This window comes from Pseudomonas ogarae (assembly GCF_014268695.2).
Lineage (GTDB): Bacteria > Pseudomonadota > Gammaproteobacteria > Pseudomonadales > Pseudomonadaceae > Aquipseudomonas > Aquipseudomonas kilonensis.
This window is the reverse complement of sequence record NZ_CP077086.1, coordinates 645,628-659,129: the sequence shown is the minus strand read 5'-3', so window position 1 is coordinate 659,129 and position 13,502 is coordinate 645,628. Positions and strand designations below refer to the sequence as shown.

Here is a 13,502-nt window from a genome sequence, read left to right as displayed (position 1 = left end):
GATTTATTCCTTGTGGTAGGCCGTGGCGCGCGCCACTTCTTCCTTCGAGCCGAGGAACACCGCCACGCGCTGGTGCAGACCGTCGGGCTTGATATCGAGGATGCGCTGGTGACCGTCGGTGGAAGCGCCGCCAGCCTGTTCCACCAGGAACGACATCGGGTTGGCTTCGTACATCAGGCGCAGTTTGCCCGGCTTGGACGGCTCACGGCTGTCGCGCGGGTACATGAACAGACCGCCACGGGTCAGGATGCGGTGCACATCGGCAACCATCGCGGCAACCCAGCGCATGTTGTAGTTCTTTTTCAGAGGGCCTTCTTCGCCCGCCAGCAACTCTTCGACGTAGCGTTTTACCGGGGCTTCCCAGTGACGCTGGTTGGACATATTGATGGCAAATTCCTGGGTGGTTTCAGGAATGGTGATGTCTTCGTGGGTCAGTACGAAGCTGCCCATTTCGCGGTCCAGGGTGAAGCCCTTGACGCCGTCGCCCAGGGTCAGCACCAGCATGGTCTGAGGGCCGTAGATGGCGTAACCGGCAGCGACCTGCTCGGTGCCTGGCTGCAGGAAGGCCTTTTCATTCAAGGCTTCGTTCTGGCTCAGGTACTCGTTCGGGCAGCGCAGTACCGAGAAGATGGTGCCAACCGGTGCGTTGATGTCGATGTTCGACGAACCGTCCAGTGGGTCGAACACCAGCAGGTAGGCACCCTTGGGGTATTTGCCCGGGATCTGGTAGGCATTGTCCATTTCCTCGGACGCCATGCCGGCCAGGTGACCGCCCCACTCGTTGGCTTCGAGCAGGATTTCGTTGGACAGCACGTCGAGCTTCTTCTGCACTTCGCCCTGCACGTTTTCGGTGCCCATGCTGCCCAGGACACCACCCAGCGCGCCTTTGGAGACGGCGTGGCTGATTTCCTTGCACGCACGCGCCACCACTTCGATCAAAAAGCGCAGATCGGCAGGGGTGTTGTTGCTGCGGGTCTGCTCAATCAAATAGCGACTCAAGGTAACGCGGGACATGGACGGCTCCGAAGAATAGGGGACGGAAAAACCAGCGCAGTTTAGCGCGAGTCGGGACTTAATTCCTCCTATGAGACGGGGAATGGAGGATTGAGTTCACGGGGTAGCGGTTCGCTTGGGTATTTCTGTTGATTGAGAGGACGCTATCGCGAGCGAGCTCACTCCCACAGTTGACCGAGTTGTTCCGACGAACGCGATCTATTGTGGGAGCGAGCTTGCTCGCGATGAATCACCTCAACTCTTGACCGGCGGCTTGCGCAACAGGCTGAACGCCATCGCCGCGAGGAACAGCACGCTGAGCAGCAGCACCGACCACAAGCCGATTTTCTTCCAATTGGTATCGACCGTCGCTGGCGCGGTTGCCGTGGCCGCAGCCGGGGTCGACGTGGCCGCGCCGTTCACGGTCGCCGTACCCAGCGTCGCCAGGCGCGACGGTTTGTAATCGGGCACCAGCGTGGTCAAGGGCAAGCTGGCCGCTTTCACTGTCGCGTTGCCCAGGGCCAGGCGGTAGGGCCCTTCGCCGCGCGCCAGGAAAACCACCTGGGTCGGACGCACGGCAAAGCGCAGGGCCGGGGCTTCGCTACCCAGGCCGCCGCCACGCTCGTCCACGGTCAATTTCAATTGCTGTACGGTCTGGCCGGACAGTTGCAATTGGTTTTGCAGCACATCCTGGCCGTTCTGGGTCAGGCGATAGAGCAAGCCACTGCCCAGCGGCTGCCACGGATGGCTGCTTTCACGGCGACCGGCCAGGATCACCGGCGCCAGGCTGTTGGCCTGGCTCAGCTCGACCTGCACCTGCTCGATGTTCAGCCCCATGGGCAACTGCCAGGTGTATTCACCGGCCTTCGCAGTGCTGCCTGCCAACGGCTGCGACCAGACCAGCGGCAACGGCAGGCTTTCGCGGCTGGCGCTTTGCAGCTGGGCCGAGGTCAGCACCGGCGCGGAGGACGGCGAATCCCACAGCAACCGCAGGTAACGCGCCGATTGCCCCGGCAAGCTCACTTCATGCTGCTCGACTCGCTCATCGGCAAAGGTCAAGCGCGCCACCTGGCCTTCGCCCCACGACTGCCAGTGCTGCAAGTCGTCACTGGCTTCGATGGTGAACCGCTGGAAACCGTCGCGCTCACTGGTCCAGTCGAGGATCAACTGCTGCAACGGTGCCTTGATCGCGCTGGCATCCAACAACCAGCCACGCAACTCCTCCTCGCCTGCTTCGAGCCGGCTGGAGGGTTGGACCTCCACCAGGGTGCCGTTGGCGTTCGATTGCACCCGCACACTGGGCGCGCGCTCGTTGTCATCGGCGGCGTTGTACAGCGGGAACCACTTCACATCGGTAAGGGTGCGGTTTTCCCGGCTCTGGGCCGACTCGCGCACCAAGGCGTAAGCCTGGGCCTGGCCGGCGACGTTGAAGACCCGCAGGTCGCTCAGGTCGGTCTGCCGCGCTTGCAACTGCACCTCCAGTGGCAACGGGAGGCGATACCACGGCCCTTCGCCACTCAAGGCCAAGGGCACCTGATGGGCGAAATCCGTCGATTGCTCCTGGGCCACGGCCGACAATGCCGCCCATAACCCCACCACGCCCAGCCCGATCCGACTCAACTTGCGACTCAAGATGACACTCCCTCACTGACAGGCATAGGCGGTTCATCCTGCGCGACCGTCTCTGGGCGCTTGGGTGGCAGCGGGGCAAAATAGCCCACTACCAGCAGCAACACGCCTACACCGATAAACGAAACAATCCGCGCCAGACCGCCACGGTTACTCAATTCGACAAAGAACAGCTTGGCCACGACCACGGCGATCAACGCCGCGCCGATCAGCCACACTTCACGACGGTGGCGCAAATGCCCGCCGATCATCAGGCCCAAAGCGATCAGGGTCCAGACAATGGACAGCCCGGCCTGCACGAACATCGATTCAAGCAGCGCATCCAGCTCGTACGGGACACCCATCCACTGGTGGGCAGTGCGCATCACCAGGGCGGTGAAGAACGCGAACAGCGACACCCCGGCGATCAACTGGGCGATGTGCCCGACGCGATTCCAACGGTTCGTCGATTGCGCCACGGCGTTGCGAGCCCACACATAGATACCGAACAAGGCGAACAGCAGGCCCAGCTCCAAGGGGTTGAGCAACGGCACATAAGGCAGCGGCTCTGAGTTGCCATCGCTGAAGGTGTTGGTCAGCCAGAACCAACCGAGCATCAACAGCGCCATGGGCGCCGCCGCGTAGACACGGTATTCCCGTGGTTGCGCCGAAACCGGCCATGGCAAGGTACGCGGCGTGGCCATCAGCACCAGGTACAGGCCCGGCAGGATCGCCCAGGCCAGCCAACGCCAGGCGTTGTACTGCTCGGACAGCAACAGCAGGCCATAACGCAACTCCAGCATCAACACCGCCATCAGCAACCAGCAGCCCAGCACGTGGGCCGTACTGCGCGCAGAGGCCGGCAGCATCGGCGCCAGGCGTTTGAGAGAGAGGAAATGCACGGCAAATACCGCCAGCCAGGCCAGCCAGCCGAAATTCGCGGCGGGGTGATAGTGGCTGTGCCACGTTGCTCCCAGCACACAGCCCGCCGCCGGGATCGACAAGGTGCACAGCAGCCCCAGCGCCGGCCATTTCAACCGCTGCGCCAAGACCGTCCATACCGCCACGCTGATCGCCGCAACCAGCAGCAGCCAGCTGCCTTGCAGGTTCGCCGGGGCAAAGCGCAATACTTCGCTGACCCACGCCAGCGCCCACCAACCGGCGCCCCAGATCAGCAGCAGCTCGGACAGGCGCTGCAAGCTCAAGGTCTCGAGTTCCTGCGCCGCGTGTGCCCGTTGCAGGCGCCATGCGCCCACCAGCGCTGCCAGCCCCAGCACCAGCGGCGTCCAGAAGCCGCTATGGGCCAGCGGTCGCAGATCCTCGGCATTGAGCGGCCCCAACAGCGCCGGCCCCGCCGTCAGGAACGCCGCACCGCCAAGCAGCTGCAGTAGCAGGCCGAAGACAAAGCTCACACGTTGCTTCAGGTACAGGCTCAGCCAGATGATCAACAGGCCGCTGGCCGCCCACACACCGCTCGCCGTTTGCCACGGCAGGACGAACAGCACCGCAAGGTTGATCAGCACCAACCCCGCCAACAACACCACCGACAAGCCGCGCAGCAACCGGACATCGTTGCGCACCATGTCGTCACGTGCCGCCAGCAACATGCCGCCAATCAACGCCAGGCCGATCAGCGAGGCGCTGAGCAAACCGCTCCAGCCCGCGCTGAACACCGCCGCCGAATCCCCCTCGGCGCCTTGCAAGCGCAACAGGAACAGCGCGCCGCCAAGTAATTGCACCGCGAATGCTGTGAACAGGAAGCTGCGCGACTGCAGGCGCAGGCCGACAAACAGCGTTGCCAATCCAGCCAGGGCCCAGGCAATGGCGGTGCCGTGGGTGAAGAAGAACAGCGGTGCCAGCAGATAGAGGAAACTCAACCCCAGCACAGCCAGCACCGGCAGTCCTCGGCGCTCCCAATGGGCGCTGTGCTCAGGTTCAGCCTTGTGCAGTTGGTGGAAGGTGAACAGCAAGGCACCGCCGAGCATCAATGCGCCCAGCGGTGAGCCATCGAGCAAGCTGCCGTCGCCGCTGCGCAACTCGCTGACGAACGCCAGTGCCGAGCCCAACTGCAGCAACAAGGCAAAAGCCCGGGCGAATGGGCGCTGCTGGCGCAGGCCCAGCCAGAAGATCCCCGCGCCTTCCACGGCCCACGCCGCTGCGGTCCAACGGGCGTCGAGCCCCAAGGGGATCGCCAGGCTGGCAAAAATCACCCCCAGGGCCAGGCAGGTTTCCGCCAGCAGCAGGGCGCGACCGCCCATCAATACCCGCGCCAGGCCCATGTAGATCATGCCCAGGGCCAGGGCGCTGAACGCAGCGGCGAACTCAAAATGCTGCACCAACGCGAACTGCAAGCCGAAGCCCACCAGCGGCGGGCCGAACAGCATGGTGCCGTCCACGTAATCGCCCTTGCGCGCCGACCAGTGCAACAGCGCATCGCGGCTGGCATCTTCGGGAGCATCGCTCATTTCCAGCAACTTGCGCCGGGTGAACAGCAAGCCAATCGCCAGGTAGACAAGGAAGAACAGGATCAGGAAAGGCTCGGTGCTCCAGAGCAATTCCGGTATATAGGAACGCATGCCCCAGGCGAAACCGATGCCGAAGGTGCCGACAAAACCGATCAGGTTGAGCAGGCGCCAGGTCTTGAACCAGGCAATCGCAAGGATGCCGGCATTGAGCAGGATGAAATAGCTGAACAGCGCGACGTGGTTGCCACTGCCGGTGGAGGTCAGGATCGGCGCGGCAAACCCGCCCAGCGCCGCAGCCGCAGCCAGGCCCAGGGCGTTCTGGGTAATCGCCAGGATTGCCGAGAACACCGTCACCGCCACCAGCAAGCCCAGGGCCGCCTTGGAATCGAGCAACGGATGCAGGCGCATGGCCGCGAACACCGTCAGGTACAGCACCGCGATCCCGGTGCCCTGGAGCATAAGCGCATAGTTGCTGTTGCGTTGGCGCAACCACCAACCCAGGCCCAACAGGCCCAACGCGCTGGCCGCGACGCCGGCGTAACGCAATTCGATCGGCACCACCATGCCTTCGGTGGCGTAGCGCAGCAAAAACGCCAGGCCGAGGAACAACAGCACCACACCGACCCGCAGCACCGTGTTGCCACCGAACAGCCAGTTGCGCGCGCCAATCACGGCGCGGTCGAATAGATTCGGGCCACGGGGGGCCGCGGGTTTCGAAACCCTCGGTTCCAGGGGCAACGGCGCGAAGTCGCGGTCGGCACGCCGACTGGACGTGGTTGGCGCGGGTTTCCAAACGTCATCGGGCAACGGTTGGCTGGCTTGGGTGGCCATCGTGGGAACGGGCTCGAGATCTGGCGGCAACTCCCAGACCAGCTCTGGCTCGGTGCGCGCTTCGGGCTTCGCGGCCTGGGGCACGACAACCTCGGGCGCTGGCGCAGGCTCACTCGATGCGGCAACGGCCCCGCGCTCGAACACTGCCAGCCGTGCCTCCAACGCGAGCAAGCTCTGCTGGGCCTCTTGCAACAAGATCTGTTGCTTGGCCGCCTGGATACCCAGGCGCCCCAATCGAAACGACTGAGCGATGCCAAGCCCCACCAGCGCGCCTATCAGCGCATCGGCGAACGACTCGTCCACCACCCAGCCGAGTGCCAGGCCCAACAGCGTCAAGATCCATTGCATGGTCGATATCCCTAAGCGGCCCGTTGCGGGCGTAACCGGGGTGATGCGGTGCCTGGATCAGTCTAGTGGAAACCCCCAAACCCTGTGGGAGCGAGCTTGCTCGCGATAGCGGCGTGTCAGGCGACACTCATATTGCCTGACCTGCTGCTATCGCGAGCAAGCTCGCTCCCACATTTGGATTGTTGGCACTTCCAGTGCTGAGCCCGGCCACACCCCAGCCCGGCGAAACTGGCGCCTAGTATATCGACGAAGCCCAACCGCCGTTGGGCTTCGCTCACATTTCTTACAGCAAATGCTACTCCAGGGCTTTCCAGATGTCGGTCGCGTATTCACGGATGGTCCGGTCCGAAGAGAACCAGCCCATGCGCGCGGTGTTGAGCACCGCCGAACGCCACCATTGCTTGGAGTCGTGCCAACGCTCTTCGACCTTGGCCTGGGCGTTCCAGTACGAGTCGAAGTCGGCGCAGACCAGGAAGCGATCGTAATCGACCAACGAGTCCACGAACCCGGCGTAGCGCATCGGATCATCCGGCGAGAACACCCCGCCGCGAATCGCCTGCAACACATCGTTGAGCCGATGGGACGCGGCGATATCCGGCGCGGCGCTGAACTCACCGTTTTGCTTGCGGGCCTCCACCTGCTCGGCAGTCAGGCCGAAGATGAACATGTGCTCACCGCCGACGCGCTCATGCATCTCCACGTTGGCGCCGTCCATGGTGCCGATGGTCAGTGCGCCGTTGAGGCCGAATTTCATGTTGCTGGTGCCCGACGCTTCGAAACCGGCCGTGGAGATCTGCTCCGACAGGTCCGCCGCCGGAATGATGCTTTCGGCCAGGCTGACGTTGTAGTTGGGCAGGAACACCACTTTGAGCAGGCCGCGCACGGTCGGGTCGTTGTTCACCACCCGGGCGATGTCGTTGGTCAATTTGATGATCAGCTTGGCCTGGTGATAACTGGCGGCGGCCTTGCCGGCGAAGATCTTCACCCGCGGTACCCAGTCCACTTCCGGCTCGGCGCGGATCGCCTGGTACAGCGCCACGGTGTGCATCAGGTTGAGCAACTGGCGCTTGTACTCATGGATCCGCTTGACCTGCACGTCAAACATCGCCGCTGGGTTCACGGCGATGCCCAGGCGTTCGTGGATCAGATAAGCCAGGGCCTTCTTGCTGTGCAAGCGCTGCTCGGCGAACAGCTTGCGAAACGCTGGCTTGTCGGCAAACGGCTCCAGCTCGATCAAGCGCTCCTCGGGGTTGTCGAGCACGCTCGGGCCGAGGGCATCGACCATCATCGAGGTCAATTCGGCATTGGCCTGGAACAACCAGCGGCGGAAGGTAATGCCGTTGGTCTTGTTGTTGATCCGATCCGGATAGAGTTTGTGCAGCTCGGAAAACACCGTGCTACGCATCAGCTGGGTATGCAACCCGGACACGCCGTTGACGCTGTGGGAACCGAGGAATGCCAGGTTGCCCATGCGCACCCGGCGACCGTTGTCCTCTTCGATCAGCGAAACCGAACGCAGCACATCAAAGTCGTGCACGCCCTTGGCTCGCAGCGAATCGATGTGCTGGGCGTTGATCAGGTAGATGATCTGCATGTGCCGGGGCAACATGCGCTCCATCAGCCCCACCGGCCAGGTTTCCAAGGCTTCGGGCAACAACGTGTGGTTGGTGTAGGACAGCGTGTCCTGGGTGATCTGCCAGGCCGCGTCCCAAGCCACGTCGTAGACATCCACCAGTTGCCGCATCAGCTCGGCCACGGCAATGGACGGGTGAGTGTCGTTGAGCTGGATCGCGGCGTGATCGCCCAGGGTCAGCACTGAGGTGTGCATGTTGCGATGACGACGCAGCAGGTCTTGCAGCGAGGCGGCCACGAAGAAATATTCCTGGCGCAGACGCAGTTCCTGGCCGGCCTCAGTGCTGTCGGCCGGGTAAAGCACGCGGGAAATACTTTCGGCCCGGGCCACTTCGGCTACCGCGCCCAGGTGGTCGCCGGCGTTGAAGCGCTCCAGGTGCAGGTCTTCCACGGCGCGGGCACGCCACAGGCGCAGGGTGTTGACGCTGGCACCGCGCCAGCCCACCACAGGCGTGTCATAGGCGATGGCCCGCACGGTTTCGGCCGGGGACCAGACTTGCCGGGTTTTACCCGCCTCATCGGTCACGGTCTCGACGCCACCGCCAAAGCCGATCGGGTAGACCACCTCCGGCCGCTCGAACTCCCACGGGTTGCCGAAATCCAGCCAGTGTTCGGTCTGCTCCTGCTGCCAGCCATCGACGATCGCCTGGCGGAACAGGCCGTGTTCATAACGAATACCGTAGCCATGGCCGGCGATGCCCAGTGTGGACATGCTTTCCATGAAACATGCGGCCAAGCGGCCAAGGCCACCGTTGCCCAACGCCGCATCCGGCTCGAGCAGACGGATGCGCTCCAGGTCCACACCCAGCTCGGTCAGCGCCTCGCGGGCGGTATCCAGCAGGCCGAGGTTGCTCAGGCTGTCGTAGAGCAAGCGACCGATGAGGAATTCCAGGGAGAGGTAATAAACGCGCTTCTGGCCCTTGCGGTAGATCTGTCGCGTGTGGTCCATCCAGTGATCGACCATGTGGTCGCGGGCGGCGAGGGCAATGGCTTCGAACCAGTCGTGATCAAACGCATGATCCGGGTCCTTGCCAACGGCATAAGTGAGCTTGGTCAACACGGCGTCGCGAAATGCGGCAACTTCGGCTTCGCGAACAAGTGGTTCTTGAGTCATTGATAAGACCTCGAACGAGCATGGAATTGTCTGAGCCTAGACGGTCTGACAGACGGTACAGGCTCTTGGTTCGGTGGATTTCCCGAGTGTCGGAGAATCGTCGCCATGGAATTGCCGGATGATCGAATGAATGCAGGGGCCGTGCCGATCCGAGCGGGTTTGGCCTGGATGAAAAAAAACTGGCGGATGGTCGTTCAAAATTTCACCAGTCCCGGTATGATCGCGCGCCCTGATGCATGCTGGTAAACCGTGATGATGAAGCCCAACCTGATCGCCGCCGCGGAGATCGACCGACTCGATACCTGGGCCAAGTACTCTGCCCCGATGTGCGGTTCCTGCGTGTCGAGCTGCTGCACGCTGCCGGTGGAGGTCAAGATCAAGGACCTGATCCGCATCGGCATCGTCGATGAGTTCGAACTGGGCGACCCGCCGAAGAACATCGCCAAGCGCCTGCAAAAGGAAGGGATCGTCGAGCGCTACAACCAGAAGTCGGAAATCTTCACGCTCCAGCGCATGAGCAACAACGATTGCCTTTATCTGGACCGCAAAAGCCGATTGTGCACCATTTACGAGAAACGCCCGGACACTTGCCGCAACCACCCACGGGTCGGGCCACGGCCAGGCTATTGCGCCTACAAGCCCAAGGAAGTGGAGCGCGAGCGTAATCCGCGGACGCTGGACAAATTCTGATCGACTGATGATTCAGCTGTGTCTGAACCGCCGTTATCGCGAGCAAGCTCGCTCCCACACGAGGTCTGTATCCACTGAAGATCCACTGTGGGAGCGAGCCTGCTCGCGATAGGGCCCTGACAAGCGACACACAAACCCCAGGCATAAAAAACGCCCCTGATTTCACAATCAGGGGCGTTTTTTTAGCTGCTAACTAAGTCGAAACTCAGTTGCCGCTTTTCTTGGCAGCGCGGGTACGCTCGCTTTCGCCCAGGATCTTCTTGCGAAGACGGATGGACTTAGGAGTGACTTCACACAGCTCGTCTTCCTGCACGAACTCCAGAGCCTGCTCCAGGGTGAACTTGACCGGCGGAACCAGAGCGATGGTTTCGTCTTTGCCCGAAGCACGCATGTTGTCGAGCTTCTTGCCTTTGGTTGGGTTCACGCCCAGGTCGTTGTCGCGGCTGTTCAGGCCGACGATTTGACCTTCGTAGATATCCTGGCCGTGCTCGACGAACAGCTTGCCGCGCGCTTGCAGGGTTTCCAGCGAGTAGGTCAGTGCCTTGCCGGTCGCAACCGATACCAGGACGCCGTTCTGACGGCCGGACATGTCGCCGGACTTCATCACGTCGTAACGATCAAAGATCGAAGTCAGGATACCGCCACCGGAGGTCAGGGTCAGGAACTCGTTACGGAAACCGATCAGGCCACGAGCCGGGATGTTGTACTCAAGGCGCACACGGCCCTTGCCATCCGGAACCATGTTGGTCAGGTCGCCTTTACGCAGGCCCATTTGTTCCATGATCGCGCCCTGGGATTCTTCCGGCAGGTCGATGGTCACGTTTTCGTACGGTTCGTGCTTGACGCCATCAACCATGCGGATGATCACTTCAGGACGGCCCACACCCATTTCGAAGCCTTCGCGACGCATGGTTTCGATCAGTACCGAGAGGTGCAGCTCACCACGGCCGGAGACCTTGAACTTGTCGGCCGAGTCGCCTTCTTCAACGCGCAGTGCAACGTTGTAGAGCAGCTCTTTGTCCAGGCGTTCCTTGATGTTACGGCTGGTCACGAACTTGCCTTCTTTACCGCAGAATGGCGAGTCGTTGACCTGGAAGGTCATGGAAACGGTTGGCTCGTCGACGGTCAACGGCTTCATCGCTTCGACGTTCAGTGGGTCGCACAGGGTGTCGGAGATGAACAGTTGCTCGAAGCCGCTGATGCAAACGATGTCGCCGGCCGCTGCTTCTTCAACATCGATGCGGTGCAGGCCGTGGTGACCCATCAGCTTGAGGATACGACCGTTGCGCTTCTTGCCGTCGGCGTCGATGGCAACCACTGGAGTGTTCGGCTTGATGCGACCACGGGCGATACGGCCAACACCGATAACACCCAGGAAGCTGTTGTAGTCCAGTGCCGAGATCTGCATCTGGAACGGACCGTCACGGTCGACTTTCGGCGCTGGTACGTCGTCGACGATCGACTGGTACAGCGGGGTCATGTCTTCAGCCATGGCGGTGTGGTCCAGACCGGCAATACCGTTCAGGGCCGAGGCGTAGACGACTTTGAAGTCCAGCTGTTCTTCGGTGGCACCCAGGTTGTCGAACAGGTCGAAGATCTGGTCCAGAACCCAGTCCGGACGCGCGCCTGGACGGTCAACCTTGTTGATCACCACGATCGGACGCAGGCCGGCTTCAAAAGCCTTCTTGGTCACGAAGCGGGTTTGCGGCATAGGGCCGTCCTGGGCATCGACCAGCAGCAGCACGGAGTCGACCATCGACATCACGCGCTCTACTTCACCACCGAAGTCGGCGTGGCCCGGGGTGTCCACGATGTTGATGTGGTAGCCATTCCAGTTGATGGCGGTGTTTTTCGCCAGGATGGTAATACCGCGCTCTTTTTCCTGGTCGTTGGAGTCCATCACGCGCTCGTCGTTGAGCTCGTTGCGCTCCAGGGTGCCGGATTGACGCAAGAGTTTGTCTACCAGGGTGGTCTTACCATGGTCAACGTGAGCAATGATGGCGATGTTGCGTAGATTTTCGATCACTTGTGTATCTCGATCAGAGGATTCGGTGTGCTGACAGGTCGTGGCAGCGATTTACGTTGAGTCCGACAAAGCCGTTACAGCCTGTCGGCGGCGTCGGGGGGCCGGTGACGCAGGCCACAGGCAAACAGCCCCGGGCACTTAGCTCGGTCGATAAACGCGCACATTGGCATGCCCCTCACTGAGCAAATGGTGGGCATGCAGGCGACTCATCACGCCTTTGTCGCAATACAGCAGGTACTGGCGAGTAGGGTCCAGTTCCTTGAAACGCGCGTTCACTGCATAGAACGGCATCGTTTTTACCTCGATGCCGGCGATACTCAGCGGGTCGTCTTCAGCGTCGTCCGGGTGACGGATGTCGATGATGATCTGACCGGCCAGCGCTTCGCCGACTTCTTCAATCTGAATGTCCTGGCCCAACTCATCGATGACTCGATCGATTGGCACCAGCCTGGCATTTTCGAGCGCACGCTCGAGCACTGCCATGTCGAATTCTTTCTCTTCGTGTTCCACCCGCCCGCGCTTGGCCGCCGTCTTCGGATTGACCGAGATGACGCCGCAGTACTCCGGCATGTGCCGGGCAAACTCGGCGGTGCCGATTTCATTGGCCTGGTCGATGATGTCCTGCTTGTGGCTGGCAATCAGCGGCCGCAAGACCAGCTTCTCGGTCACGCAGTCGATCACCGACAGGTTCGGCAACGTCTGGCTCGACACCTGGGAGATCGCCTCGCCGGTCACCAGCGCATCGATTTGCAGGCGGTCGGCAATTCGTGAAGCGGCGCGCAACATCATACGCTTCAAAATGACGCCCATATGACTGTTATCGACTTTGCCGAGAATCTCGCCCAGGACTTCTTCGAACGGCACACTCACAAATAACACGCGTTGGGAGCTGCCGTACTTCTTCCAGATGAAGTGCGCCACTTCCATCACGCCCAGTTCATGGGCGCGTCCGCCGAGGTTGAAGAAGCAGAAATGGCTCATCAACCCGCGACGCATGATCTGGTAGGCGGCCACCGTGGAGTCGAAACCGCCGGACATCAGCACCAGGGTCTGCTCCAGCGAACCCAGCGGATAACCGCCAATGCTGTTGTGCTGGCTGTGGATCACGAACAGCCGCTGGTCGCGAATTTCGATGCGCACTTCGATCTGCGGGTCTTTCAGCGAAATACCGGCCGCGCCGCACTGTCGGCGCAACTGGCTGCCGACGTACTTTTCCACATCCATCGAACTGAACGGGTGCTTGCCGGCACGCTTGCAGCGCACCGAGAAAATCTTGCCGGCCAGGGCATCACCATAATGGAGCATGCACTTGGCGAGGATGTCGTCGAAATCCCCCAGCGGGTATTCATCGACTTGCAGGAAATGCGCGATGCCCGGCATGCAGCTCAGGCGCTCGGTCATTTCCTTCAGGACCTTGGGTTCGCTGACACGGGTTTCCAGCTCGAGGTTGTCCCACACGCCATTCACCACCACGGCCGGGTCCAGGTCTCGGAGCACGGCACGGATGTTCTTGGCCAACTGGCGGATGAAACGCATCCGTACCGGGCGGCTCTTGATGGTGATCTCGGGGAAGACTTTTACGATTAGTTTCATGAAAACAGCGCGCGAACGGCCAGCCGAAAAAGGGGGGCGCGGATTATAGCGGAAATTGCTCAAGGTTTAACCAGTTTATGTGCAGATGGTTTTGCATGCACCAAAACAGGTCATTATCGATTGACGGCGCCACATTGCAGTGCGTTATTGTCTGACAATCTTTGATTTACGCCTTTAAAAGCGTGGATTTGGTGCAAAAAAC

Annotated in this window: 7 protein-coding genes; 1 reads left to right on the top strand and 6 read right to left on the bottom strand. The window is 61.4% G+C overall.

Features of this window, described 5'->3' with window-relative positions; translation table 11 throughout:
- Positions 1-3: 3 nt before the first annotated feature.
- From HU749_RS02835 to HU749_RS02820, 4 genes are all read right to left on the bottom strand, one after another.
- Entirely contained in the window at positions 4-1,014 is a 1,011-nt protein-coding gene (locus HU749_RS02835; protein ID WP_003196872.1) for a class 1 fructose-bisphosphatase, read from the bottom strand.
- A 234-nt stretch (positions 1,015-1,248) separates the two neighbouring features.
- Entirely contained in the window at positions 1,249-2,625 is a 1,377-nt protein-coding gene (locus tag HU749_RS02830; RefSeq protein WP_186651382.1) for a DUF3999 domain-containing protein, read from the bottom strand.
- Entirely contained in the window at positions 2,622-6,245 is a 3,624-nt protein-coding gene (locus tag HU749_RS02825) for a DUF2339 domain-containing protein (protein WP_186651384.1), read from the bottom strand. The genes HU749_RS02830 and HU749_RS02825 overlap by 4 nt, the downstream gene beginning before the upstream one ends.
- A 295-nt stretch (positions 6,246-6,540) precedes the next feature.
- Complete coding sequence (locus HU749_RS02820) at positions 6,541-8,991, bottom strand: glycogen/starch/alpha-glucan phosphorylase (protein ID WP_095974086.1); 2,451 nt, start codon at positions 8,989-8,991, stop codon at positions 6,541-6,543.
- Positions 8,992-9,243: 252 nt separating this feature from the next.
- On the opposite strand from HU749_RS02820, the gene HU749_RS02815 reads away from it, so the two are divergent.
- Complete coding sequence (locus HU749_RS02815; RefSeq protein ID WP_003196865.1) at positions 9,244-9,681, top strand: YkgJ family cysteine cluster protein; 438 nt, start codon at positions 9,244-9,246, stop codon at positions 9,679-9,681.
- A 205-nt stretch (positions 9,682-9,886) separates the two neighbouring features.
- Here the strand turns inward: HU749_RS02815 and typA are convergent, their stop codons facing one another.
- Positions 9,887-11,707 (bottom strand): translational GTPase TypA, encoded by a 1,821-nt coding sequence (gene typA / locus HU749_RS02810; RefSeq protein WP_003186725.1) that lies wholly within the window; start codon positions 11,705-11,707, stop codon positions 9,887-9,889.
- Positions 11,708-11,845: 138 nt separating this feature from the next.
- The gene (gene thiI, locus HU749_RS02805; RefSeq protein ID WP_003196863.1) at positions 11,846-13,300 is read right to left on the bottom strand and encodes a tRNA uracil 4-sulfurtransferase ThiI; all 1,455 of its coding nucleotides are present in this window, start codon (positions 13,298-13,300) and stop codon (positions 11,846-11,848) included.
- Between the last annotated feature and the right edge of the window lie 202 nt (positions 13,301-13,502).

Excerpts from the sequence above, each read along its gene's own strand:
- thiI (WP_003196863.1), bottom strand. The coding sequence starts at position 13,300 with ATGAAACTAATCGTAAAAGTCTTCCCCGAGATCACCATCAAGAGCCGC.
- HU749_RS02815 (WP_003196865.1), top strand. The coding sequence starts at position 9,244 with ATGATGAAGCCCAACCTGATCGCCGCCGCGGAGATCGACCGACTCGAT.
- HU749_RS02820 (WP_095974086.1), bottom strand. The coding sequence starts at position 8,991 with ATGACTCAAGAACCACTTGTTCGCGAAGCCGAAGTTGCCGCATTTCGC.
- HU749_RS02835 (WP_003196872.1), bottom strand. The coding sequence starts at position 1,014 with ATGTCCCGCGTTACCTTGAGTCGCTATTTGATTGAGCAGACCCGCAGC.
- HU749_RS02825 (WP_186651384.1), bottom strand. The coding sequence starts at position 6,245 with ATGCAATGGATCTTGACGCTGTTGGGCCTGGCACTCGGCTGGGTGGTG.